The following is a 22,957-nucleotide window of genomic DNA, read 5'->3' as shown; positions in this document are numbered from 1 at the left end:
CGCCGGGATGTTGAGGTCGCGGTGTTCGAATACATCAACGGCTTCTACAACCCGCGCAGGCGCCATTCAGCCTTGGACGGAAAATCACCCGTGGCCTTCGAAAAGATCGCCGCCTAAGATGAGCAACACACCGGAACAGAAACGGTGCAGGTCCATTCGGGGCCTGATGCGGGCCATTGCCGCCTGATCGGGGGCTGCCGAGCCTCAAGCGCAGACGTCACGCCTTGCGAGAAAGGGATCACCAAGCCGTCACGCGCGCAAAGAGCGTCGGAGGCGGCTGAAAGCAAGCAGCGCGACCAACCAGCAGCCGACAGCCCCTGCCGGCCCGTTTCCACACAGCCTCGGCCGTGAGTGACCTTGATTCTGTTCGCGAACCTCCATGGGAGGCCTACGAATCTCTCGAGGTATTTGCCTGCGATATGATCGCCAGATAAAGCAAATGCGCCGATCGATGTGTCGAAAGGCGCCTAACTTTTGTCGGAAACGACAAACTTACTGTCGTTCGTCAATTATGGAAAGTGGTGAGCCGTGCAGGACTGTGCGGGGTGAGGGAAATCAACGGCTTGCGCTGGCGAACCAGAAAACCCCAGCCTTTGATTTGATTGGGCTTTTCGGGCCTCTGGCGAACCGTTTCAGGAGTCCCAGAAACCGAAAGGCCGCTGACCGGGCTGGCACCCGCGTCAACGGCCAAATCGAAAAGTTTGCTCAGACTGGATACCAGATCGCACCCGTGATCGCAATCGCGGGAGGGGTCGATGTCTGAGGTTCTGCCCTTCTGCAAGATCAAGCTGCAATACCTGCTGGAGATGGTCACCGACCACGAGCTGGACGACAACGCCTTGCGCGTGGCCCTTTACTTGTCTCTCGCTCACGCCGACCACGAGACCGGCGAGAGCCGCCCGTCTTTCGAGACCATCGGCACGGCCATCGGCAAGCACGCCAAGTCGGTCAAGCGAGCGCTGAACAAGGTCGAGGCGGCGGGCTATATGGCCGTGGAGCGCGGAACCAATAAGGGGAAATCATCGCGCTACCGCCCGACCGAAGCGGCCCTGAAACGGGCCACGGATCGCCGCCGGGAGGGGGACAAGGTTGTCCCGCTTGGTCGCGCCAAAGGGGGACACTCCTGTCCGCAAAGCAGGACAGACCTGTCCGGCAAAGGGGGACAGGATCGCCCCCCGAACAGAGAACAAGAACTTAGAAAAGAACACGGGCGCGCGTCCGCGCCGGATTTGCCTGATGAAGGGCAATCCGGCGGAACGCGCTCGGACCTGGTATTTGTCCCGAGGGGCATCTGCTTTGTCCGGGATTGGGACGATAGGTTGGAGCGGGAGGGAATGACGTCGCTGGAACGCAGCCTGCCCATCGTACCACACGGGCGGCATTCGGGTTTCTGGCTACCAGCGCAGATACCGGCCCCGGCGGGCAGCGCGGAATGGCCGGCGCAGTTGCGTCTTCTGCGGGATGTCAGCCGTCAGGCGCAGGACGGCGAATGCGCCATGTCCGCCGCACCCCGCATCACGTCCTATGCCCCGCGTCAGATGCAGCGCGCATCGCGTCTTCCGCAGGATGTTGCCCCGACCGAGGGGGAGCACCGTCATGCGGTCTGAGGAAACAGCAAGGCGACCCATGTCATACGCTGGCGCGGATGACACGGGACCTTGCGAGGGGCGGCAAGCCTCCCCTTCGAACCCCACCGTCGCGGGAAAAGCCCGCGCAAAGGAGCCGCTGACGGAGACTTTCGTCTTCCGTTGCACGGCGGCGGAGAAGGCTGAGCTGCGCGCCAAGGCCGAAGCCGCAGGCCTGCCTGCCGCGACGCTTCTGCGTGAGGCGCTTGGCCGGACCGAGGCGCGCCGCCGCAAGCCCGTGCCGCGCGTCGATCCGGCGCTGGTGCTGGCCGTCGGGCGCATCGGCGGCAACCTCAACCAGATCGCGCGCTGGCTGAACGGCGCGATGCTGGTCGGGTGCCCCGATCTCGACAGCCTCACCGTTGCCCGCCGCCTGTTGGTGATCGAACGCCAGCTTGCCCAGCTCCTCGATGAGGCGCGGCGATGCTGATCAAGTTCTTTCCCAACGGCAAGGGTGCAGGCGCGGGGCCGGTCGGCTATCTCGTGGCCGAACGCGTGCTGGCCTATGACGGCAACCGCGACCTGATCCGCGATGCCGATGGCCAGCCCTTGATGGTGACGCGCGACCCCTTGCCCGAGGTGCTGCGCGGCGATCCCAGCCGCACTGAGGCACTGATAGACGCCAGCCGCCACCGGTGGACCTACCGCGCGGGAGTGATCAGCTTTGCCGCCGAGGATACACCGAATGAGGCGCAGCAGGCCGAGGTGATGGACGCCTTCGAACAGCTGGCCTTCGCCGGACTGGACGGCGAGCAATATGACATGCTCTGGGTCCGGCACAGTCACGAAGATCGCGTCGAGCTGCATTTCTGCACCCCGCGCCTGGAGCTGACCACCGGGCGCAGCCTGAACATCGCCCCACCCGGCTACCAGGACGCCTATGACAGTCTTCGCGACTTGATGAATCAGCGCCACGGCTGGGCCGACCCGATGGAGCTGGAGCGCGCCCAGGAGGCGCGCGACACCATCGAGGCCTCAACCCGCGCCCAGGGCCGCGACGAGCTGCATGCGTGGATCCTCGATCAGATTTCGATGGGTCTGATCGAGGATCGCGCCAGCATGGTCGAAGCGCTCACCGACGCTGGTTTCGACTTGCCCCGCGCGGGCAAGGCCTACCTCACCGCCCAAGACCCCGAGACCGGCGAACGCTGGCGCCTGAAAGGAGAGATTTTCCATGAAGACTGGCAAGCCGACCCGGCTGAGCGAGAAATTGAACGCGGAGCTGGACACGATACGCCAAGACTACGCCGCCTCGATGGCATCCCAGCTGGAGAGCTTCAGGACCGATTTGACAGCCATTGCGACCGACGCGCGGCGTACCATCGAGAACGATACGCGCCGCTTCCTGAACGAGAACAGGAGCTTGTTCGAGACGCGGACCGAGCAGATCAGGCGCTGGCTGACGATCTCGCCTTGGGTGATCTCGGGGCTGATCCTGACGGGGATCGCCTCGATGATGGCCGCGAGCTGGCTTTGGACGGTCCTGCTGACACGCTCGGAGATGGCGAAACTGGGCCTGACGCGGATCGACCAGGGGGAGCAGACCTGGCTGACGCTGGACCCCGGCAGGACCGAACTAAAGACCTGCACACTGGCCGGGACGCCGGTCATCTGCATCAAGATAGAGGAGAAATGAATGACGACGCCCCTGACAGCCTTGGAGCGCGACTTGCTCGCCTGCGTCGAGCGGTTGGTGACGGTCTGCGAAACCTCAGCCGCGGAATTGAGCGGCTTGGAAGCGCGCTCGACGATGAGGCTGCAAGCCCAGTTGGATGGTATCGTGGGTTGCGCGACGTTGCTCATACGCTCGCAGATCGCGTCAATGCAGGCGTTGCGTGGCTTGCTGAGCGAAGAGGCCACCTACAACGCGCTGGACGCGAAGTTGAACGAGAGCTTGAGCTTAGCGAGGGACGCCGAAGAGTGGCTGAAACACTAGAAGCGCGGGAGCGGGACATGGACCAAGGGCTGACGCATTGAAGGTGTTGCCAAGCTACAGATTGGCAGGTCCGCGCCATTTGCCATGCTACAGGTAGGCTGAACGCGCGTTCACGGCGCGTGCGGCATAGACAATCAAGAAGTGATCAAAGGCGAATAGAACGAGATTTAGTGTTTTCCCAGCTAGCACGTCTCAAAACTTAGTACTGAGCGTTGCCCTTAGGTTGTATTCTGCGCCATTGTAGACATCGGCATCAAGAGTGGATCAAGAAACTCCCTTCACTGCCGAACTTGCCACCAAAGCACGAATCAGGTATCTGTTCCCCCATAGGGAGCGATGTATAACTTGACTGCACGGGAACGTTGGATTAGATAGACGATGAGAATCATTGCCCGACCGAAGTTGATTGCCTTTTCCAAACGCTTCCCAGACTCGAAGTCGCAGCTGGATGTTTGGTGGGCGGAAGCGCATCGCGCGAAGTGGAAAACGCCAGCCGAGGTCAAAGCGCAGTATCGCAACGCAAGCATTTTGAAGGGCGGACGAGTGGTCTTCAATATTTGTGGCAACAAATATCGACTGATTGTCAGGTTCGACTACGAGAAGGGTATTGGCTTTGTTCGGTTCCTCGGAACTCACGAGGAATATGATCAAATCGACGCGGAGGAAGTATGACTATGAACGAGCATCATATTCGGCCAATTAATTCCGAGCAGGATTACACCGCTGCTCTTGCTCGTGTTGAAGCGCTGATGGACCTTGATCGCTCCGTAGCAGAAGATGATGAGCTTGATGTGCTGGCGACACTAATCGAGGTCTACGAAGATCGTCACTTTCCAATGGACGCTCCAGATCCAATCGAAGCAATCAAGTTCCGCATGCAGCAGCTCGACATGAATCAGAGCGACCTGGCTCCAATCTTTGGAAGCCGCGCAAAGGCATCGGAAGTTCTGAGTGGAAAACGAAGCCTGACGCTCAAGATGATCCGGGCTTTGAATGAACATTTAGGCATTCCGGCCGATGTGCTGATACGAGATGGTGGCGCTCTGCCGACCGCTCCGGCGGGGATTGATTTCGAGCGTTTTCCTGTGATGCAAATGGCCAAACTAGGCTGGATCAAGAAAACAGCAGACATCAAGGATCGCACCGAAGAAATCGTGCAGAAGATGGTCGCGTGCGTTGGGGGGCAGCAAGCGCTACCACAGGCTTTGTTCCGCCAAGGCGGAGGTTCACGAGCCAACGCCAAAACGGATGTTCATGCTTTACAAGCTTGGTGCCTGCACATTCTTTGCAAAGCACGGCAAGCGGGACTGGAAGGTGTCTATGAACAAGGAACTATCGACCAAGATTTTCTCCGTGACTTGGCCCGCTTGAGTGAATTTGACGAGGGTCCAAAGCTCGCCAAGGAAAGACTGGCCAAGCATGGCATCGCGCTTGTTGTCGCTTCGCACCTGCCAAAGACCTATTTGGACGGCGCAGCACTTTGGACAGTGGATAGTGTTCCAGTTGTGGGCATGACGATTCGATATGATCGTCTGGATAATTTCTGGTTCTGCCTACTTCATGAACTGGCCCACTTGGGGCGGCACTTCAACAATGGAGACGGCGAGGTCTTCATTGACGATCTGCAACTTCGTGAGCGGAACCATGAACGAGATGATATCCGCGAACAGGAGGCTGACGAGTGGGCGCAAGAAGCCCTTATTCCCTCGGAGCTGTGGGACGGCCATCCAGTGCGCTCTAGCCCCAGTGTGCAGAACGTTATCTCCCTTTCGCGGCAAGCAAAGGTTCATCCTGCCATCGTCGCAGGCCGCATACGCCACGAGAAGCAGAACTACAGGCTACTTTCGCAGTTCGTTGGCGCGAAACAAGTTCGGCCATTGCTGTTGGAGGATTCAATCTGCTGAGTTTAGCGGGGGCGCCCGGCAAGGCGTCCCCGCTTTCACAACACGTCGAAAGGATACAGGCGCACCCTCTTCGTCGTGGCTCCGGAGACCGAAGCGCTCTTGTGGTGGTAAGCAAGGGATAGACGGTTCGGGACTCCAGGGCAAATGTTTTAACAAGCGCCAAGGAGTACGCCAGATGGCTACTATCAAAACTCTGACGCCTGAGCAGGTGTCGATCATCAAGGCTCGCCTTGCGAAGGGCGATTTTCAGCATCGGATCGCCGCCGATTTTGATCTCAATCAGGGGCGCATCAGCGAGATCGCGACCAGAAAGCGCTTTGCAAATGTCCCTCCTGCAGCACAGGAGGCGTCTCATGTCTGACAAGCTTCTCAAGCCAGGTCAAAAAGCGCCACGTTCTGGACAGTATGAAATCACCGGCCCGCGTGGGGGTGGAACTGGGGTCGAACGCACGGTCACACGCAATGAACCTCTTCCGCCGCCAGAGCAGAAAGGTCAGATGTATCGTCTGGTGGACCCAACAAAACATCGGCGCAAAAACTGAAATCATGAAGCAGCTGCGCGGCTCGGAAAAACCGAGCCGCGTTTGAGTCGGTGAAGTCACATTCATGAGCCCAAAAGATGCGCCAGCTCAACAATGTCAGCTGCATCAGCACCCGTGGACACCCTGTTGTTCATCATTTGACCAATCACGTATCTCAATCGATCCACGTCGCCGGACTTAGCAGCTTCTACGCCAGCAGCGACATGTTGATTGTGCAGTTCCTCATCGACGACCAAATGTCTCTCATTTGCAAGAAGTCTCAGTATCTCGATCAAGAAATCTGGGGTTTCCGCCAACACTTTCATTCGGATGCCATGCATTTCGCCCAGCGATCTTCGCGCGGAATCGAAATTCTTCTCACGAATTGACCGACGTGCCGTAACAAGCAGCTTGTCGTGTCGTTCCGCATCGACGGGCTGTGCTAAATCCCTCAATTCATCAAACGACAGTTCGGCCTTAGCCGCTTCGTCTGCCAGCACTCGCTCTTCATTCGCGGGGGACATTTTCAATAATGCAACATCCTGACGCAGCTTTCGAGCTTCCTCCGCAACGGAACGATGGGTGTCAGCATCCACCGAAGTGGATAGCGCCGCATGCTGCCGCTCGATACGTTTCCGAATGCCACCTGACGGGTCAGGATCGTCGTCCAGCGCACTCTCAAGCTCTTGCAGATCGCTTTCCACCCTCGACAGCATTGTTGTCGCGACCTCAGCGCCCCGTTCTCCTTCATAATTTATCCCACCATCGTCGTGGCGATACAGATTCGAAGCGTCAATTATCCGGCCAAGCGCGGGAAGCTCTACAGCAAAGCTAAGCGTGCCGTTGTCACTCATTTTCCAGTCAATAATGAACTCGTCACCGCGGTTGATCCGCTCTCCGCGCTCAAGCTCATCTACGCTGTTCAAGCGGAAATTGCCGATGTGAAGGTTATGTTCAGGGCTGTCTACGTCATCCGCCATGTCATAGAATTCCACCGCAATGAAGTCATCATCCCCGCCAATGAGCGTTTTGCCAGAACGAAACTTCTGCCGACCTTGCGCTGGCAGCGCCGTTCCCTTCTTGACCAATACGTCCAGCTTGTTTCGCTCATACCCAACCATGCCATGTTGAACTTTCACGGCTAGGTTGTAGGTCATCGGAACGCTAGCCGCGCTGGCTTCGGCTCGCGTAATACTGATTTCTCGTGAAGCGCTTTCAACCTTGCTACCGGTCTGATCGAAAACGTTGACCATGTATCGGTTCTTGCCGTTCTTTCGAACGCTAACACCAACGTTTAGCGGACCGTTCAACGGTATCCGACCAGAAGACGAGCCTTCTTCATCAAGGATTTCGAGTTCGAAGCCACTGGGAATATCGCCCGCAGGTTTAACCCGAATCTTTGTGCTTTCGGACGAGACGCGGGACTTAAAGTCCAACGAAAGACTGATGTCACCTGTGACTGTTTCCCGGTGCTTGGATGTTTTCTGAGTGGAGCTGTTACCTTCCCATTCTCGGCTCTCAGCAAATATCGCCGCACCGGTGGCAACGGCGGTCATGGGGTCCAGTCCGCTATCTACAGCAATAGCAAGTTCCGCTTCCAGCATCTCCCGGATGATGGGCATCTTCGAAGGTCCGCCGATCGGCACAATCTTCGAGATGTCTTCGTTCTTGTAGCCGTTTGCGGCGATGATCTTCCGGCACAAAGCAATTGAATCTTCGATCCGGTCGCGAACCAGTTCAGTCATCTCGTCGCGGGAAAGGTCGATAGAGATGTAAATCTCTTCGCCGTTTTCATCTGTGGCACGGACCTCATCTTCAGTGGCAAAGATGGAAGCCGTCTCGGATGCAGACAGTTGGATCTTTGCCTTTTCAGCTGCGTGTTTGCTGACATCGGCAAGATGCTTGTATCTCTCGTCGGCCTGAAAATTGGCCGGCAGGCTGAAATTCTGCGAAAGCCATGGCCGGACGACGCTATCGAATATAATCCTGTCGAAGTCTCTGCCGCCGAGCATATTGATGCCCTCGTGGGCAACAACGTTAACAACGCCAGCGGTACTCATCACGAGGGCGAGGTCGAATGTCCCGCCGCCAAGATCATAGATAAGGAAAACGCCGTCTTTCTGCTTGCTGTTGGAGATTGCGGCCAAAGCAGCAGCAACCGGCTCTTGCAGCAGGCTGACCTTTTCCAACCCTGCGAGCCGCGCGGCTGAAATAGTGTCCTCGCTCTGCATCTGATTAAACGCGGCCGGTGTCGTAATGACTACGCCTTCGATTTCTTGCGAACCGGCCTCAGTCATGGCCTGGCCAACCAACGTTTTGATGATCTCTGCCGAGCACTCCACCGGGGTCCAGTTTTCCCCAGCTAGGGAAATTGGATTCTTGGTTCCCATGGAGCGCTTGAAGCCATGCGCGACGTTCTTTGGCGCAGAGAGCAAACGGTCATAGGCCGTCTTTCCGATGAACCGATGTCCGCGCTTATCCAGGTAGATAACGCTTGGCAGTACATCGGTGCCGTCGGCAGTCTTGAAGAGACGGAGCGCCCCATCGACATGCCCAACAACAGCAGAGTTCGATGTTCCGAGATCGATACCTAGATACACAGCCTATTCCTCTTCTTGTTTAACTGGCGCAACGATCACGCGCCCTAGCCGGATTACAGTCATGTCGGACATGACTGTGGGTTCTATTGTCTTGCCAACGACAAGTGCTTCATCTTCTTCAAAATCGCCTGGATTATCGACCGATACCGCCAAGCCAGGATGGAAACGCTCACCTGAAAAGTCGACTAGTCGCAGTCCCAAATCTTGGAGGAGCACATCCAACTGGCGTTTGGAGAATTTCAACTGCGCCACTAAGCGCTTTCCATCGCTGGCAAGAACGACGCTCAACGCTTTCTCAGTCGCGGCCGCAAGCTTCCAGTATTCAACGCAAAGCTGGGCGACGAGTTCGGGGCGAAAAGGGGCATCTTTCTTATTCACAGCAAAAACCTTTCAGGGTACTTTCCCAAACGCGTTCTCAAAACCCTTTGTGAGAAATCTCGCTTCACGACGGTCAACCCCCGAAAATTGCTATCAGTAGGATCACAACGCCAATTGTAACCCACCAACCTATGCGCTCATTTTTCTTTTGATCAATTGCCGATTTAAGCTGAGTTAGCTCAGCCCTATCTTTCCCTTTGGCGTAAACCAGCATTTCATCAATAGTCTTCGACATGGCGCCAACGTTGCCTCGATGACGCTCAAGCTCCGACATTTTCCAGTTACGATGCAACACGGACCGCTCTTCATCGAGTTTACTACTCACATCTTGGGACGGTTTCGCGCCACGGTATGTGATCAGCCCGTCGATCAATCTGAAAGCCGTTTCAGGGTCATTCCGATCATTGTTCACGAACAGCGCCAGGTCTCGGACCACGAGGAATGCGGCGTCGCCAACGCCTGGGGCTTTGGCAGCAGCATCAAATGCTGCGAAGATGTCTTTCACAGCCCCCATGCGCGCTTGCGAAAACCCTGAGCTTTGCAACGCAGACCTCAGCTTCGGAACTTGTGATTTGGCGGCCTCACAGGTGGCAACGAGCGGCTCCAGAACTGCAAACTGCTTTTGCTGGTTATCGAGATTCTTCAGCGCCTCGACATCACCCTTGAGCACCTCAGCAACTGATTCCAGCTCTGGAAACGTGTGCAACAGCGCTTCAGACAACCGCTTTGCGTGATGAAACTCGCCTCTTTCGTTCGCGAGTTCGAGGCATAGTAATCGAAGTCTTTCGTAGATTTGCTTGGACCGACCTTCTTCATGGCCTTGATGCTGCTCAAATACTTGAACGGGCTGGTTGACATCATCCCACTGCCGCAGGAGTTCAGCGATTTCACTCGTCACGGCCTCAAGCTGTTGTGTCGGTTGACGGGCAAGTTCGATCTGCTGATCAATAGCTTCGCTAATCCTCGCCAAGTGGGGTTCGCTCAAGATGTCGTATTCACGAACAAACTCGGCCAAAATTCTGCTTGCGCGGCCTTTCTTGAGCTCCGCCTCAACCAGGCTCTCCATCACCTTTCCGGGTTCACCCAATCGCCAGACGGACAGCGCAGCGCTTCGCGCATGAGTGCTTTCGAGAACGTTGATCGACGCCGCAAGTTGGCTCCTTTCGACTTGTGGGAAGCCAGCCGCTTTGCGTTGTGTATTCAAGAATTGCAGGAGACTGAGTTGGTCAACATCATCCCATGCACGAAGAAGGTCTTGAAGGAGCGTTTCATCCGCAGAATTGGTGCCACATAAATGCGCAAGAACGTTGGCTTTTGGCAAATCGGGCAGAAATGCAATTGCTTCACGCAGGCTGGCTATCCTTCCTGCTTCCAACAGAGAGCCAATCTCATTGATTTGCGTATTGCTGAGCTCTGGGAGCCAACTTAATTCCTGATCTAAGCGAGCAATCGGGGACAACAGCGCTTGCTGAGATCGCTGAATAATCTCTTGGGAATGAAGTTCATCGAACTCAGCATCCTCGACTAGGTCGGAAATCTCAGCATGGTTTGATCCGAAACTGGCCTTCAGAACCGAAAAGGCATTCAAAGAAAGGCTAAAATGTTCATTACCCAAAAAAATTATTCCTCTGACTTATGCTCCCGCCCATCCAAGGCGTTGATTAAGAACGTATTACAGACTATCGCGCCGCATCAATCGGCACCTTCACTCGCAGGAGTGCGAAACTCGCATACCTGCAGGCTACGCAGGCGGCGGCAGAAATAACTTTCAATCCCAACCGCCATTACGAAGGCCGGGAAGGTCATCGTGACAACGAGGCCTGAGAAGGCGGCGGCGAGAAGCGGAAGCCAAGGCATGTGTCCCACCTCCCAGAGCGCGTATAGCGGTCCCCAGGTCATCAGATAGACCAAGGAACAGGTTGCCATGGTGCTCATCACTGGGCGGGTATATCGGCCAAGGTCGGCCTGCATTCGCTCGGTTGACGCCAGTTTATGGCGTTGCCATGCCTCGGGTTGTCTCAGATCCATTCGTTACTCTCTCAGCAGTTCGATCCAGGTGTGGACGTCGTCCATCGCGATCTCTTTTCCTTCCAAAAAGGACCGGTACCAGCGCGCGGCAATCGCACCGCGCTTTTCGCTCTTCAGCTTTGTGTCGCTGTCGGACAGGTACTTGTCCAGCGCGACCTCGAACTCCTCAAGGGCGGCAATGTCATGTTTCATACGAACAGCTTCAACTCCCAACAGAATCCAATTCAGGTCCACATCGAATTTTCGGTGCATCTCGACCAACGCCTCGACCGGGATCGAGCGCTTGCCCAGCTCATAGCTCTGGTAGGCGCGTAGCGAGATTCCGAGCGCTTCAGCCAGTTTCGCCTGCGACATACCCAACTCGTTGCGCGCAATCGCGATGCGCGCGCCGAGGGCACGCAGATAGTCATAGGGACGATCCACCATTTTCTATAGCAATCCACTTGCGGTTGCGTTCATATGAGTGCTATACGCACAAATGAACGTTATTCATTGTGTTTCGTTATCGGACCACCGGACGCGAGCACTTTCAACCCGATTCGCACTACCTTATGAAAGGGAGAGGGTTTTGGCACAGGAAAAACTGCTTTCACCGAAAGAGCTGGGTGATCTCGTTGGATTAAGCGCCGCGCAAGTTCGCGCGTTGATGAACGATGGGCGGCTGGAGTTCGTTGAGATTTCCGCGAAAACCAAGCTTCTAACCATGAGCGGCTGGGAGCGGTTCCAGAAGAACGCGACCAGGGTGAAACGCCCCGAAGACGACCAGCCGCGCTTGCCCCTGGGCGATCCGCAGCATCACAGCCTTTGACGGAAAGGGACACCCTATGGCCATGCCCCGCGCGTCGCTGACGCAGACAGAGCTGACACGATACCTCAAGGCATACAGGGACGCAGGCATTCCGGTCGTGCGGTCAGAGATCAGCCGTGACGGCAAGGTCGTGATCTACAGCACCGAGAGGCAGACCGACGAGGTCAACAACCCGTGGGATCGCCCATGAAACGCCGAAAGCAGTTTCCCGGCGCGACGGCCTATTTCGACCGGCACGGGAAGCGGCGGTGGCGGTTTCGGAAGGGTAGGTTTTCGGCGGAGTTGGGGAGTGATTACGGGTCCGAGGATTTCGTTCGCCGGTATGAAGACCCGGTCAACGGCCACAAGACGCGCGGGCTGATCGGGGCGGACCGGACCAAACCCTACAGTGTCAGTCAGCTTGTGGCGCTCTGGTATCGGTCGCCCGAGTTCCTCGATCTCGCGCCGAGCACGCAGAAGGTTTATCGCGGGATTGTGGAAAAGTTTCGGGAAGAACACGGAGACAAGCCGGTGCGGCTGATGCAGCGGCGGCATGTGCAGACAATCCTGGCCGAGAAGGCCGAGACCCCGACAGCGGCGAACAACCTGCGCAAGCGACTGATCCAGTTGATGGATTTCGCGATCACGCTGGACTGGCGAGGCGACAACCCTGCACGCGCAACGAAGCCGTTTCGTGTGGGCGGGGACGGCTTCCATACCTGGGACGAGGACGAGCTGGCGCAGTTCTTCAAGGTCCACAAGCCCGGCACGCTGGCACATACGGCGGTGACGCTGATGCTCTACACCGGCGCGGCGCGGGTCGATGCAGTGAAGCTGGGGCCGAAGAACGTCCACAACGGCAAGATCGAGTATCGGCGGCAGAAGACGCAACGGTCTGGCGGTGTTCTTGTGTCCGTGCCGATCCACCCGGATTTGGCGGAGGTTCTGGACAAGTTGCCGAAGGACCGGCCCTTCCTAGCGACCCAGAAAGGCACGATGCGATCTGCCGGTGGGCTGGGCAATCTCATGCAGCGTTGGACCGAAGAGGCCGAGCTGCCTCAGTGTTCCGCCCACGGGCTGCGCAAGGCTTGCGCGCGACGTCTGGCCGAGGCCGGAGCCACCGCGCACGAGATCGGCGCAGTCACGGGCCACAAAGCGCTGGCTCTTGTGCAGCGCTACACCGAGGCCGCAGGCCGCGAAGGCATGGCCGATTCCGCGATTGAGAAACTGGTCGCCCGCCCAAATGGCGAGCGCAATTTGGCGAACCTTCCCAAGAGGTTCGTCAAATCCAACACCAAACCCAAACAGGGAAAGGAAAATTTATGAGAAGTGGTGAGCCGTGCAGGATTCGAACCTGCGACCCACTGATTAAAAGTCAGTTGCTCTACCAACTGAGCTAACGGCCCACTCTCTCATTTGATCCGGCAGTGTTTCGCCGTCTCTGTGGGGCGGCTTTTACGAACACTATTGGGGGGCGTCAACCGCCTTTTTCATAAAAAATCACATGACTGGAAAAAACTTTGAAGCAGGCGTATATCGCAGGCATGAAAGATCTGATCGATATACGCTCCGGGCTGGCCTTTATGAAGATGCATGGGCTTGGCAATGATTTCGTTGTGATTGACGCCCGCCAGGGTGCCGATCCGGTGACGCCTGCCTTGGCGCAGGCGCTGGCCGATCGCCATCGTGGGGTGGGCTTTGACCAGCTTGCGGTGGTGAGTGGATCACAAGGCGCTGATTTTCATTTGAAATTTTACAATTCAGATGGGTCTGAGGCAGGAGCCTGCGGGAATGCGACACGTTGTGTCAGTGATTGGATGATGGGGCAATTGGGGCAAACTAATGTGTCTTTGACCACCACGCGTGGCGTTTTGGCCGCGGTTCGGCGGGCAGATGGGCTGGTGTCGGTTAATATGGGCGCGCCGATTTTGGACGCGGCGCTGATTCCCTTTGTTGGGGATCCGGTGGCAACGGGGCTGGATGGCGACCCGGTGGCTGTGGGGATGGGCAATCCGCATTGCGTGTTTTTCGTTGAAGATGCCGAGGCGGTTGACCTGAGCACACTTGGCCCAAGATACGAAACACATGCGCGTTTTCCCGAGAAGACCAATGTTGAATTTGCGTCGGTAATTGGGCCGGATCACCTGCGGATGCGGGTTTGGGAACGCGGTGCCGGTGTGACGCTGGCCTGCGGGTCTGGCACCTGTGCGACGGCTGTGGCAAGTGCGCTGCGTGGGCTGACCGGTCGGCGTGTGATTGTGGATGTGGACGGCGGGCAGATGGAAATTGATTGGCGCGATGATGGTGTTTGGATGACGGCCCCGACCACATATGTTTTTGAGGGGCGTTTGACCCCCGATTTTATGGCCGCGCTATGAAACCGCCTGTGTTTGCTACGCTTGGCTGCCGGCTGAATGCCTATGAAACAGAGGCGATGAAAGAGCTGGCAGGCGCCGCCGGTGTTGAAGGGGCCGTGGTGGTCAACACCTGCGCGGTGACCGCCGAGGCTGTACGCAAGGCCAAGCAGGAGATCCGGCGTTTGAAGCGCGAGAACCCGGACGCGCCGGTGATTGTCACGGGATGTGCGGCACAGACGGAGCCTGAGACTTTTGCTGCCATGGCGGAAGTGTCGAAGGTAATTGGCAATCATGAGAAGATGCTGCCGGAGACATGGGCAGGGTTGCGCGCTGGGCCAGACTTCATTGGTCTGACCGAGAAGGTGCAGGTTGACGACATCATGTCCGTCAAAGAAACGGCGGGGCATCTGATTGATGGGTTCGGGCGGCACCGGGCTTATGTGCAGGTTCAAAATGGCTGCGATCATCGGTGCACATTTTGCATTATTCCCTATGGCCGTGGAAATTCGCGCAGCGTGCCTGCTGGCGTAGTGGTGGAACAGATAAAGCGGCTGCGCGATCGTGGGTTCAATGAGGTGGTGCTGACGGGGGTGGATTTGACCTCTTGGGGGGCGGATCTGCCGGGGAAGCCGCGCCTTGGGGATCTGGTGATGCGGATCTTGAAGCTGGTGCCGGATCTGCCGCGTCTGCGCATTTCGTCGATCGACTCCATTGAAGCTGATGATAATTTGATGTTGGCGATCGCCTCTGAGCCTCGGTTGATGCCGCATTTGCATCTGTCGTTGCAACATGGCGATGATATGATCTTAAAGCGGATGAAGCGCCGTCATTTGCGCGATGATGCGATTGCCTTTTGTGAAGAGGCGCGGAAACTTCGGCCCGGCATCGTGTTCGGGGCCGATATTATCGCAGGCTTCCCGACCGAGACGGAAGACATGTTTGGCAATTCCCTGAAGCTGGTAGAGGATTGCCATCTGACATTTCTGCATGTCTTTCCCTATTCCGCGCGCAAGGGAACGCCTGCGGCGCGGATGCCTGCAGTAAATGGTGCCGCGATCAAGGATCGTGCGCGCCGGTTGCGTGGCGCGGGGCAAGCGGCATTGGAGCGGCATTTGACGGCACAAGTTGGGCATAAGCATCGGGTTCTGACCGAAGGTGCGCGCGTGGCGCGGACCGAGGGGTTTGCAGAGGTGTCCTTTGATCGTGATATGCCAGAAGGGTCTTTGATGGATGTGACCATTCTTGGCCATGATGGCGGAAAGCTGATCGCCTGAGGTTGCGCTGGGCTGAGGGTGCCGGTTGGGGAGGGGCGCTGCCCCTTTTGGGGCTATGCCCCAATTCACCCCGGGATATTTGGCGCAAGCTGAAAGACGCTGAATAATTGTCGACAATTTTTGAAGTTGGGTCTTTCGCTTTTGGCGTCAGGCGCTAATCTGCGGCGCATGTTGCGTATTACCGACTCTATCATCATTGCCGATTGGGAGCTGACAGAGAGCTTCACCCGGGCTCAGGGGCCTGGCGGGCAAAATGTGAACAAGGTTTCGACTGCGGTTGAGTTGCGCTTTGAGGCGGAGCGCTCGCCACATTTGTCGCCGGCTGTGAAGGCGAAGTTGAAGCGGCTGGCTGGGCGGCGCTGGACCAATGATGGGGCGCTGATCATCCGGGCAGAGGAAACGCGGTCGCAGGTGCGAAACCGTGAGATGGCGCGTGAGCGTCTTGCGGCCCTGATTTTGGAAGCGACGCATAAGCCCAAGCGGCGGATTGCGACCAAGCCCACCAAAGGATCGCAGCGGCGGCGATTGCAGGCCAAGACCCAGCGCGGTGAAGTTAAGTCTTTACGAGGAAAGGTATCCCGAGATGAGTGATCTTTTGGCGCGTCGTGAGGCTTTGTTGGGGCCGAATGTGCCCGTGTTTTATGAAGAGCCTGTACATATTGTGCGCGGAGAAGGCGTTTGGCTTTGGGATGCAGCGGGGCGCAAATATCTGGATTGCTATAATAATGTCGCGCATCTGGGGCATTGCCATCCCAAGGTGGTGGAAGCGATTTCTACCCAGGCGGCGACGTTGAATACGCATACGCGTTATCTGCACGAGGGTATTTTGCAATATGGTGAGGCGCTGACGGCGAAATTTGGTCATGATCTGACGCAGCTGATCATGGTGTGCACCGGGTCTGAGGCCAATGATGTCGCGCTGCGCATGGCGCAGGCGGTAACGGGTAAGACCGGGATAATTGCCACTGACAATACCTATCACGGTAATACCACGGCTGTTGCGCATTTGTCGACGCGCCGGCCACCGATCGGGGGCTATCCTGATCATGTCAAGCGTGTGCCGGCCCCGGATAGTTTGACGCCGCTGGGAGGGTCATTAGAGGCCCAGGCCGATGCATTTGCGGCGAATGTTCAGGCCGCGATTGATGAGCTGAACGCGGCAGGCCATGGGTTTGCCGGCTTCATGCTATGTCCGATTTTTGCCAATGAGGGCACGCCAGGCGTTGCGCCGGGCTTTTTGGATAAGACGGTTGAGGTGGTGCGCCGTGCCGGTGGGCTAATCCTTTGTGATGAGGTTCAACCAGGGTTTGGCCGCGTAGGGCGGGCCTGGTGGGGGCATGAGCTGATGGGCTTTGCCCCTGATGTTGTCACGCTTGGCAAGCCAATGGCCAATGGCCATCCGGTGGCTGCGGTTGTCACGCGGCCCGATATCATGGCGGCCTTTCGGAATGCATTTGGCTATTTCAACACTTTTGGTGGCAACCCGGTGTCTTGTGCTGCGGCGCTGGCGACGTTGCAGGTGATAGAAGAAGACGGATTGATCGATAACGCGCGCGATGTTGGGGCGTATGCCTTGGCCAGCTTGCGGGAGTTGCGCCACCCGTTGATTGCGGATGTGCGCGGATTTGGTCTGTTTTTCGGTGTGGAATTTGCACAAGATGGCGTTCCGGCCACTGAATTTTGCGGTAAAGTTGTTGAACGGATGAAACATCACGGGGTTTTGCTGGGTCGAGTCGGGCGTGCCCAGCATATCTTGAAACTGCGTCCACCCATGCCGTTCTCACGACAAAATGCGGCAACTGTTGTTGAAATGCTGTCGGAAACCTTGCTGGAGCTGGATCTATGCTAAGCGATGCGCAGGCGGGCGATCTTGCGCGACTGGCGCTACAGCAGTGGGGCGGTGGTGCGGCTCCCAAATTGGTAAAAAACCGCGAAAATATCGTGTTTGACGCGGCTTTGGCCAATGGCCAGCGGGTGGCTTTGCGGCTGCATCGACCTGGGTATCAAGATGTGCAAGGCATTGAGACAGAGCTGGACTGGTGCGAGCAACTGGCTGCTAAGGGTTTTCCGGTGCCACAGCCTGTGCGCAATGCGACCGGGGCGTTGGTGGGGCAGATTGACGATCGGCTGGTCAGCTGTGTTAGCTGGTTGCGCGGTGATCCCATAGGTGCCGCGGAACGTTCCTTGGGCGAAGACCGGGATAAGATTGCGCAATTGGGGTACGATCAGGGGGTGCTGTTGGCGCAGCTGCACAATCTGACAGATGCCGGGGCATGTCCGGCGCGTTTTGATCGGCAACGCTGGGACAGTGATGGATTGTTGGGTGAGGAGCCGAATTGGGGGCGTTTTTGGGAAAATCCGGCACTCACAGCTGAGGACACCGCGCTGCTACAGCGCGCGCGCGCGCGCGCCAAGACTGTGGTCAGGCAAGCGCATGATATCGGTCCGATCCATGCCGATGTATTGCGCGAAAATGTGATGCGTAGCGCAGGTGGGCTATCCCTGATTGATTTTGATGATTCGGGTATAGGCTTTAGGTTGTATGATCTGGCGACGGCTGTGGTCCAGTCTTTACATGAGCCGGCGCTGGCGGATTTGGTCGGCGGTATTATCTTAGGCTATCGCAGCCTGCGTGAATTGCCACAGAACCAGGCTGATTTATTGCCGGTTTTTGTTGCCCTGCGCACGTTTGCCTCTGCTGGATGGGCCATAAGCAGGATCCCTGCCGACCACCCGAATATGCGCACCTATGCGCAACGCGCCGTATTTATGGCGCAGCATGTTCTGGACGGAACGTCCCCGTGGCCCTAAATGACAGCTATGAGCTGGATTGGGAAAATCATGTCTGGGATGGTAGGGCGTCGTCCACCGGAAATGCAGGTTGCAGCTGTCTGCCTGCGTCAGCACAATGGTGAAAAGCAGGTTTTGCTGATCACTTCACGCGGGACCGGGCGCTGGGTAATCCCCAAGGGATGGCCAATGCGGGGGCGCTCGCTTTCAGGCGCGGCGGAGCAGGAATCCTGGGAAGAGGCGGGCGTCAAAGGTAAGATCACCACGAAAGCTTGTGGCACCTATACCTATGACAAGGTCCTGGAGTCTGGCTTGGCGATCCCGGTTGAAGTCAAGGTGTTCAAGCTGGATGTCAAAGCCGTGCATGACGATTTCCCTGAGGCGCAAGAGCGCACCCGGGAATGGTTTGCGCCCAAGCACGCGGCCGAAAAAGTTGATGAACCGGGATTACAGAAACTAATTCGTAGCTTGTAGTGGGCTAAACATTGCGCAGATGCCTGCAAGAGGGTAGGGCAACGCGAAATGTGACAGTTTCATTGCAGGTTTGTGACAATGGTCGAAGGTCCGGACGGAACGCCCGTCAACCAATGGAAGACGCTGGATAAAGATTTGCAGCGCATTGGCCGTGTCGAAGACGGCGCCCAATTCGTATCGCGGCCGATGGTTGCGCCAGGGCTGGCGCTGGCCTTCGTTGTTCTGGCGGGGGTTGGCGCGGCGATTTTGGTACAGGGCGAACCGGGAAACTGGGTGATTGTCGCCGCGGCTGTGATCGGGGCCTATATGGCGCTGAACATCGGTGCCAACGATGTTGCCAATAACATGGGACCGGCGGTGGGGGCCAAGGCGCTGCCGTTGCTGGGGGCCCTGTGTATTGCTGCGATTTTTGAAAGTGCCGGCGCCTTGGTTGCGGGCGGCGACGTGGTAAACACTGTTGCAAAAGGGATCATCGATCCGACCGCGCTGCCAGATCCGGCGCATTTCGTCTGGGCGATGATGGCGGCCTTGTTGTCAGCCGCGCTTTGGTTGAACCTTGCGACGTGGTTTGGCGCCCCCGTATCCACCACGCATTCCATCGTTGGTGGTGTCGTGGGGGCGGGAATTGTTGCGGCTGGATTTGGCGCCATCGACTGGTCCTCTATGGGGATGATCGCTGCAAGCTGGGTGATCTCTCCGATGATGGGGGGGGTGATTGCGGCCTGTTTCCTGGCATTTATCAAAGCCAAAGTGCTGTATGTCGAAGATAAAATAGCGGCCGCGCGGGTGTGGGTGCCTGTTTTGATGGGTGTCATGGCGGGGGCATTTGCCACCTATCTTGCGCTTAAGGGGTTGAAACATGTCCTGCAAATCGGGTTGGTTTCGGCGCTGGGCATTGGTGGTATGGTGGGAATCTTGTGCTGGGCGTTTGCGGTTCCTTTCGTGCGGTTGAAATCCAAAGGTCTGGAAAACCGTAAGAAGTCGCTTAAGAAATTGTTCGGCCTGCCGCTTGTCGTATCCGCGGCGTTGCTGTCTTTTGCTCATGGTGCCAATGATGTGGCCAATGCGGTCGGCCCGCTGGCTGCGATTGTCCACACGCTTCAGGCTGGGGCAATTGCGCAAGAGGTGTCCTTGCCAATCTGGGTGCTGACGGTGGGTGCCCTGGGGATTTCTGTTGGTCTGTTGCTATTTGGCCCGCGTTTGATCCGTCTGGTCGGATCTGAAATCACAAAGCTGAATACGGTGCGTGCTTTTTGTGTGGCTTTGTCTGCCGCTATTACGGTTATTTTCGCGTCATGGCTGGGTCTGCCCGTGTCCTCTACCCATATTGCTGTGGGCGGGATTTTCGGTGTTGGGTTTTATCGCGAATATGATGCCGAGAAACGCGCGCGCCGGCTGGGCATCCAAAAAGGCAAGCCGGTGCCGCCAGAGGAACGCAAACGCAGGTTATTGGTGCGCCGCTCGCATATGATGACGGTGGCCGCGGCCTGGGTCGTGACGGTTCCTGCCTCTGCCGGGCTGTCCGCGGTGATCTATCTGGTGTTGGACGCGCTGACGTAAGCCTGCCTATCGGCTTGCGCTTGTCGTCATGGCACGACAGTATCGCGCCGCAAAATGGAGAGCGACATGACATTCACCCTGGCCACTTGGAACATCAACTCGGTCCGCTTGCGCGAGGAACTTGTCTGCAAATTGATGCGCGAAGAAGCGCCCGATGTGCTGTGCTTGCAAGAATGCAAAAGCCCGGTGGATAAGATCCCGCTGGAGCAGTTTCGCGCCTTGGGCTATGGCCATATGGTGGCGCGGGGCCAGAAAGGGTATAACGGCGTCGCAATCTTGTCCAAATTGCCGATCAAAGAGGTCGGCGCGACAGATTATGCAAATCTGGATCACGCTCGCCATATCGCGGGGCAGTTGGAAAATGGCGTTACCATCCATAATTTCTATGTGCCTGCTGGGGGCGATACGCCCGACCGTTTGGTGAATGAGAAGTTTGGCCAGAAATTGGATTTCCTAACCCAAATGCGCGATGATTTCGCGGCCACCAAGCCGCAAAAATCCATTCTGGTTGGGGATTTGAACATTGCGCCGCGCGAAGATGATGTTTGGAATCACAAGCAGCTGTTGAAAATCGTGTCGCACACCCCGATCGAAGTTGAGCATCTGCAAGATGTGATGACAGCAGGCGACTGGGTCGATGTAACGCGGCAAGATATTCCAGATGGGCTGCTCTATAGCTGGTGGAGCTACCGTGCAAAGGATTGGGACGCCGCTGATAAGGGTCGGCGGCTGGATCATATCTGGGCGACCTCGGACATTTCTGCCACGGCGCGCGGCTCGCGGATTGTGCGCGCGGCACGCGGCTGGGAGAAACCCTCTGACCATGCGCCGGTGTTTGCAACATTCGATCTGTAACCCTTGGCGCGGCCCGATCGCGGGCGCATATAGGGGCAAAAGGAATTCCGGAAGGAGACTGACATGCAAGGCAACGATCTTTTGGGTGCGGTGCAGCCACCTGCGGCTGAACTGATTTTCGACGTCACCGAAGCCAATTTCATGACCGATGTGATTGAAAAATCGCAAACGGTTCCAGTGATTGTCGATTTCTGGGCCACATGGTGCGGCCCGTGTAAACAGCTAACGCCAGCATTGGAAGCTGCCGTGACCAAAGCGGGCGGTAAAGTTGTGCTGGCCAAGGTCGATGTCGATAAGAACCAGATGATTGCGGGCCAGATGCGTGTGCAATCGGTGCCGACGGTCTATGCGTTCTGGCAGGGGCAGCCTGTCGATGGGTTCCAAGGGGCGCAGCCAGCATCCGAAATTTCCGCTTTCATTGACAAGCTGGCCGCGCTGTCGGGTGATGATGGCGGTCTGGAAGAGGCGATTGCTGCCGCCGAAGAAATGTTGGCGGAAGGCGCGGCAGAAGATGCGGTGGAAACCTTTGCAGCCATTTTGGACGAAGATCCCGAAAATGCCGCAGCTTTTGGTGGGTTGATCCGCGCCCATCTGGCCACTGGTGATTTGGCCAAGGCTGAGGGCAATCTGCAAACCGCGCCCAGTGCGATCATGAATTCCGCCCCGATAGAGGCCGCACGCGCGCAGCTGGAACTGGCCAAGCAGTCGGCCAATGCCGGACCATTGGATGATCTGGAGGCCGCAGTGGCCGCCAATCCTGATGATCATCAGGCGCGGTTTGATTATGCGTTGGCTTTGCAAGCGGCGGACCGGACAGAGGATGCGATTGACCAGCTGCTAGAGCTGTTCCGCCGTGACCGGGAATGGAATGACGCGGCCGCAAAAACCCAGTTGTTCACGATCTTCGATGCTTTGCCCGCAAAAGATCCGCTGGTTGGAAAAGGTCGTCGCAAATTAACGTCGATGATATTTGCCTGAGGCGTTTGTTGACCTAGCTTACGGATATGATGAGACACGGCGATCTTCCACAGACACTTTCGCTTTTCCCGCTGCCTGGGGCGCTTTTGCTGCCCCGGGGACGCTTGCCGCTGCATATTTTTGAGCCGCGTTACCTGCAAATGATTGATGATGTCCTGAAAACGCCAGATCGGTTGATGGGAATGATCCAGCCATCGACAGGGCCGGGCAAAACCGGCAGTCTGTCGCAGATCGGCTGTGCGGGGCGTCTGACCGGATTTTCGGAAACCGAGGATGGTCGCTATATGATCACATTGTCCGGGGTTTCGCGTTTTCGCGTGACGGAGGAATTGGACAGCGATACGCCTTATCTGCGTGCCAAGGTCACTTGGTCTTCCTTTGAGAAGGATCTTGGCAAACCGGAGCATGATCCGGATTTGGACCGCGACACATTTTTTGAGCTGCTGGCGCGGTTTTTCCATGCTGAGGGGATGGATACGGATTGGGAATCGCTGAGAGAGGCCGAGGATGAGCTTCTGCTCAACTCTCTGTCCATGCTGTTGCCACTGGGGCCAGAGGATAAACAAGCGCTGCTAGAAGCACCTTGCTTGCAAACCCGGCGCGAAACTTTAGTGACGCTTTTGGAATTCGCTTTGCGCAGCGGCGGTGAGGAGCATCTGCAATGACTGACACGAAACCCCTGTTTGATCGCCGGATGTTAGAGGCGCTGGTCTGTCCGGTGACCCAATCGGTGCTTAGCTATGACGTGGATGCGCAAGAGTTGGTGTCAAAGCCTGCCGGTCTGGCCTTTCCCATTCGCGGCGGCATTCCAATTATGTTGGTAGACGAAGCCCGAACACTGGACTGATACACTATGGATAAATGGGCGGTAAGCGGTTGGGTGTCAGCCC

At 57.1% G+C, this 22,957-nt stretch carries 27 protein-coding genes and 1 tRNA gene; 22 read left to right on the top strand and 6 right to left on the bottom strand.

Features of this window, described 5'->3' with window-relative positions:
- The 8 genes from BFP70_RS20860 to BFP70_RS18545 all read left to right on the top strand — a co-directional run.
- Positions 1-117: IS3 family transposase (locus BFP70_RS20860; RefSeq protein WP_218059655.1), on the top strand; the 117-nt coding region annotated here is incomplete at its 5' end.
- Between the two features lie 638 nt (positions 118-755).
- Positions 756-1,607: a helix-turn-helix domain-containing protein gene (locus BFP70_RS18575; protein WP_066013353.1), complete on the top strand. Its 852-nt coding sequence runs from the start codon at positions 756-758 to the stop codon at positions 1,605-1,607.
- Positions 1,608-1,626: 19 nt separating this feature from the next.
- Positions 1,627-2,055: a plasmid mobilization relaxosome protein MobC gene (gene mobC, locus BFP70_RS18570; protein WP_255356783.1), complete on the top strand. Its 429-nt coding sequence runs from the start codon at positions 1,627-1,629 to the stop codon at positions 2,053-2,055.
- Positions 2,049-3,602: a relaxase/mobilization nuclease domain-containing protein gene (locus BFP70_RS18565; protein ID WP_066013352.1), complete on the top strand. Its 1,554-nt coding sequence runs from the start codon at positions 2,049-2,051 to the stop codon at positions 3,600-3,602. Before mobC ends, BFP70_RS18565 begins: the two co-directional genes overlap by 7 nt.
- Before the next feature lie 337 nt (positions 3,603-3,939).
- A complete protein-coding gene (locus tag BFP70_RS18560) occupies positions 3,940-4,233 on the top strand; it encodes a type II toxin-antitoxin system HigB family toxin (protein ID WP_066013351.1) in 294 nt (97 codons plus the stop codon).
- Positions 4,234-4,235: 2 nt separating this feature from the next.
- Entirely contained in the window at positions 4,236-5,465 is a 1,230-nt protein-coding gene (locus tag BFP70_RS18555) for a hypothetical protein (protein WP_066013349.1), read from the top strand.
- 175 nt (positions 5,466-5,640) lie between these two features.
- Positions 5,641-5,826: a hypothetical protein gene (locus BFP70_RS18550; protein ID WP_066013348.1), complete on the top strand. Its 186-nt coding sequence runs from the start codon at positions 5,641-5,643 to the stop codon at positions 5,824-5,826.
- The gene (locus tag BFP70_RS18545) at positions 5,819-6,007 is read left to right on the top strand and encodes a hypothetical protein (RefSeq protein ID WP_066013346.1); all 189 of its coding nucleotides are present in this window, start codon (positions 5,819-5,821) and stop codon (positions 6,005-6,007) included. The genes BFP70_RS18550 and BFP70_RS18545 overlap by 8 nt, the downstream gene beginning before the upstream one ends.
- Before the next feature lie 62 nt (positions 6,008-6,069).
- Here BFP70_RS18545 and BFP70_RS18540 read toward each other — a convergent pair whose 3' ends face one another.
- From BFP70_RS18540 to BFP70_RS18520, 5 genes are all read right to left on the bottom strand, one after another.
- Positions 6,070-8,586 carry an Hsp70 family protein gene (locus BFP70_RS18540; protein ID WP_066013343.1) on the bottom strand — a complete coding sequence of 839 codons (2,517 nt, stop codon included), beginning with the start codon at positions 8,584-8,586 and terminating at the stop codon, positions 6,070-6,072.
- A 3-nt stretch (positions 8,587-8,589) separates the two neighbouring features.
- On the bottom strand, positions 8,590-8,964 hold the full coding sequence (locus BFP70_RS18535) for a hypothetical protein (RefSeq protein WP_066013337.1): 375 nt from the start codon (positions 8,962-8,964) through the stop codon (positions 8,590-8,592).
- A 73-nt stretch (positions 8,965-9,037) separates the two neighbouring features.
- Positions 9,038-10,579 carry a hypothetical protein gene (locus BFP70_RS18530; RefSeq protein ID WP_066013334.1) on the bottom strand — a complete coding sequence of 514 codons (1,542 nt, stop codon included), beginning with the start codon at positions 10,577-10,579 and terminating at the stop codon, positions 9,038-9,040.
- Between the two features lie 77 nt (positions 10,580-10,656).
- Entirely contained in the window at positions 10,657-10,992 is a 336-nt protein-coding gene (locus tag BFP70_RS18525; protein WP_066013331.1) for a hypothetical protein, read from the bottom strand.
- Positions 10,993-10,995: 3 nt separating this feature from the next.
- Positions 10,996-11,418 (bottom strand): helix-turn-helix domain-containing protein, encoded by a 423-nt coding sequence (locus BFP70_RS18520; RefSeq protein ID WP_066013329.1) that lies wholly within the window; start codon positions 11,416-11,418, stop codon positions 10,996-10,998.
- A 142-nt stretch (positions 11,419-11,560) separates the two neighbouring features.
- Between BFP70_RS18520 and BFP70_RS18515 the strand changes: the two genes are divergently transcribed.
- Genes BFP70_RS18515 through xerC form a run of 3 tightly spaced genes read left to right on the top strand, consistent with a single transcriptional unit; the run spans position 11,561 to position 13,105 of the window.
- The gene (locus BFP70_RS18515; RefSeq protein WP_066013327.1) at positions 11,561-11,800 is read left to right on the top strand and encodes a hypothetical protein; all 240 of its coding nucleotides are present in this window, start codon (positions 11,561-11,563) and stop codon (positions 11,798-11,800) included.
- A gap of 22 nt (positions 11,801-11,822) precedes the next feature.
- Entirely contained in the window at positions 11,823-11,990 is a 168-nt protein-coding gene (locus BFP70_RS21155) for a hypothetical protein (protein ID WP_176715604.1), read from the top strand.
- The gene (gene xerC / locus BFP70_RS18510; RefSeq protein ID WP_066013326.1) at positions 11,987-13,105 is read left to right on the top strand and encodes a tyrosine recombinase XerC; all 1,119 of its coding nucleotides are present in this window, start codon (positions 11,987-11,989) and stop codon (positions 13,103-13,105) included. Before BFP70_RS21155 ends, xerC begins: the two co-directional genes overlap by 4 nt.
- 4 nt (positions 13,106-13,109) lie before the next feature.
- Here xerC and BFP70_RS18505 read toward each other — a convergent pair.
- Positions 13,110-13,185: transfer RNA gene (locus tag BFP70_RS18505), tRNA-Lys, on the bottom strand.
- Between the two features lie 138 nt (positions 13,186-13,323).
- On the opposite strand from BFP70_RS18505, the gene dapF reads away from it, so the two are divergent.
- From dapF to BFP70_RS18450, 11 genes are all read left to right on the top strand, one after another.
- Positions 13,324-14,157 (top strand): diaminopimelate epimerase, encoded by an 834-nt coding sequence (gene dapF, locus BFP70_RS18500; protein WP_066013366.1) that lies wholly within the window; start codon positions 13,324-13,326, stop codon positions 14,155-14,157.
- Complete coding sequence (gene mtaB, locus BFP70_RS18495) at positions 14,154-15,410, top strand: tRNA (N(6)-L-threonylcarbamoyladenosine(37)-C(2))-methylthiotransferase MtaB (RefSeq protein WP_066013324.1); 1,257 nt, start codon at positions 14,154-14,156, stop codon at positions 15,408-15,410. The genes dapF and mtaB overlap by 4 nt, the downstream gene beginning before the upstream one ends.
- Positions 15,411-15,578: 168 nt before the next feature.
- Entirely contained in the window at positions 15,579-16,001 is a 423-nt protein-coding gene (gene arfB, locus BFP70_RS18490; RefSeq protein WP_066013322.1) for an alternative ribosome rescue aminoacyl-tRNA hydrolase ArfB, read from the top strand.
- A complete protein-coding gene (locus BFP70_RS18485; protein ID WP_066013320.1) occupies positions 15,994-17,259 on the top strand; it encodes an aspartate aminotransferase family protein in 1,266 nt (421 codons plus the stop codon). Before arfB ends, BFP70_RS18485 begins: the two co-directional genes overlap by 8 nt.
- Positions 17,253-18,221: a phosphotransferase enzyme family protein gene (locus BFP70_RS18480; protein ID WP_066013318.1), complete on the top strand. Its 969-nt coding sequence runs from the start codon at positions 17,253-17,255 to the stop codon at positions 18,219-18,221. Before BFP70_RS18485 ends, BFP70_RS18480 begins: the two co-directional genes overlap by 7 nt.
- Positions 18,222-18,230: 9 nt before the next feature.
- Positions 18,231-18,674 (top strand): NUDIX hydrolase, encoded by a 444-nt coding sequence (locus BFP70_RS18475; protein ID WP_066013317.1) that lies wholly within the window; start codon positions 18,231-18,233, stop codon positions 18,672-18,674.
- Between the two features lie 78 nt (positions 18,675-18,752).
- Positions 18,753-20,234, top strand: a complete 1,482-nt coding sequence (locus BFP70_RS18470; RefSeq protein ID WP_066013316.1) for an inorganic phosphate transporter — start codon at positions 18,753-18,755, stop codon at positions 20,232-20,234.
- 66 nt (positions 20,235-20,300) lie between these two features.
- The gene (locus tag BFP70_RS18465) at positions 20,301-21,089 is read left to right on the top strand and encodes an exodeoxyribonuclease III (RefSeq protein WP_066013313.1); all 789 of its coding nucleotides are present in this window, start codon (positions 20,301-20,303) and stop codon (positions 21,087-21,089) included.
- Between the two features lie 63 nt (positions 21,090-21,152).
- A complete protein-coding gene (locus BFP70_RS18460) occupies positions 21,153-22,067 on the top strand; it encodes a co-chaperone YbbN (RefSeq protein WP_066013310.1) in 915 nt (304 codons plus the stop codon).
- Positions 22,068-22,093: 26 nt separating this feature from the next.
- Positions 22,094-22,732 (top strand): LON peptidase substrate-binding domain-containing protein, encoded by a 639-nt coding sequence (locus BFP70_RS18455; RefSeq protein ID WP_066013307.1) that lies wholly within the window; start codon positions 22,094-22,096, stop codon positions 22,730-22,732.
- Entirely contained in the window at positions 22,729-22,914 is a 186-nt protein-coding gene (locus tag BFP70_RS18450; RefSeq protein WP_066013305.1) for a Trm112 family protein, read from the top strand. Before BFP70_RS18455 ends, BFP70_RS18450 begins: the two co-directional genes overlap by 4 nt.
- Positions 22,915-22,957 lie beyond the last annotated feature (43 nt).

Source organism: Thioclava sp. SK-1, from assembly GCF_001705665.1.
Taxonomy (GTDB): Bacteria; Pseudomonadota; Alphaproteobacteria; order Rhodobacterales; family Rhodobacteraceae; genus Thioclava.
The sequence above is the reverse complement of the archived record's forward strand: the minus strand, read 5'-3'. Positions and strand labels throughout refer to the sequence as shown.

Excerpts from the sequence above, each read along its gene's own strand:
- BFP70_RS18575 (WP_066013353.1), top strand. The coding sequence starts at position 756 with ATGTCTGAGGTTCTGCCCTTCTGCAAGATCAAGCTGCAATACCTGCTG.
- mobC (WP_255356783.1), top strand. The coding sequence starts at position 1,627 with ATGTCATACGCTGGCGCGGATGACACGGGACCTTGCGAGGGGCGGCAA.
- BFP70_RS18565 (WP_066013352.1), top strand. The coding sequence starts at position 2,049 with ATGCTGATCAAGTTCTTTCCCAACGGCAAGGGTGCAGGCGCGGGGCCG.
- BFP70_RS18560 (WP_066013351.1), top strand. The coding sequence starts at position 3,940 with ATGAGAATCATTGCCCGACCGAAGTTGATTGCCTTTTCCAAACGCTTC.
- BFP70_RS18555 (WP_066013349.1), top strand. The coding sequence starts at position 4,236 with ATGAACGAGCATCATATTCGGCCAATTAATTCCGAGCAGGATTACACC.
- BFP70_RS18550 (WP_066013348.1), top strand. The coding sequence starts at position 5,641 with ATGGCTACTATCAAAACTCTGACGCCTGAGCAGGTGTCGATCATCAAG.
- BFP70_RS18545 (WP_066013346.1), top strand. The coding sequence starts at position 5,819 with ATGTCTGACAAGCTTCTCAAGCCAGGTCAAAAAGCGCCACGTTCTGGA.
- BFP70_RS18525 (WP_066013331.1), bottom strand. The coding sequence starts at position 10,992 with ATGGATCTGAGACAACCCGAGGCATGGCAACGCCATAAACTGGCGTCA.
- BFP70_RS18520 (WP_066013329.1), bottom strand. The coding sequence starts at position 11,418 with ATGGTGGATCGTCCCTATGACTATCTGCGTGCCCTCGGCGCGCGCATC.
- BFP70_RS21155 (WP_176715604.1), top strand. The coding sequence starts at position 11,823 with ATGCCCCGCGCGTCGCTGACGCAGACAGAGCTGACACGATACCTCAAG.
- xerC (WP_066013326.1), top strand. The coding sequence starts at position 11,987 with ATGAAACGCCGAAAGCAGTTTCCCGGCGCGACGGCCTATTTCGACCGG.
- dapF (WP_066013366.1), top strand. The coding sequence starts at position 13,324 with ATGAAAGATCTGATCGATATACGCTCCGGGCTGGCCTTTATGAAGATG.
- mtaB (WP_066013324.1), top strand. The coding sequence starts at position 14,154 with ATGAAACCGCCTGTGTTTGCTACGCTTGGCTGCCGGCTGAATGCCTAT.
- arfB (WP_066013322.1), top strand. The coding sequence starts at position 15,579 with ATGTTGCGTATTACCGACTCTATCATCATTGCCGATTGGGAGCTGACA.
- BFP70_RS18485 (WP_066013320.1), top strand. The coding sequence starts at position 15,994 with ATGAGTGATCTTTTGGCGCGTCGTGAGGCTTTGTTGGGGCCGAATGTG.
- BFP70_RS18480 (WP_066013318.1), top strand. The coding sequence starts at position 17,253 with ATGCTAAGCGATGCGCAGGCGGGCGATCTTGCGCGACTGGCGCTACAG.
- BFP70_RS18475 (WP_066013317.1), top strand. The coding sequence starts at position 18,231 with ATGAGCTGGATTGGGAAAATCATGTCTGGGATGGTAGGGCGTCGTCCA.
- BFP70_RS18470 (WP_066013316.1), top strand. The coding sequence starts at position 18,753 with ATGGTCGAAGGTCCGGACGGAACGCCCGTCAACCAATGGAAGACGCTG.
- BFP70_RS18465 (WP_066013313.1), top strand. The coding sequence starts at position 20,301 with ATGACATTCACCCTGGCCACTTGGAACATCAACTCGGTCCGCTTGCGC.
- BFP70_RS18460 (WP_066013310.1), top strand. The coding sequence starts at position 21,153 with ATGCAAGGCAACGATCTTTTGGGTGCGGTGCAGCCACCTGCGGCTGAA.
- BFP70_RS18455 (WP_066013307.1), top strand. The coding sequence starts at position 22,094 with ATGATGAGACACGGCGATCTTCCACAGACACTTTCGCTTTTCCCGCTG.
- BFP70_RS18450 (WP_066013305.1), top strand. The coding sequence starts at position 22,729 with ATGACTGACACGAAACCCCTGTTTGATCGCCGGATGTTAGAGGCGCTG.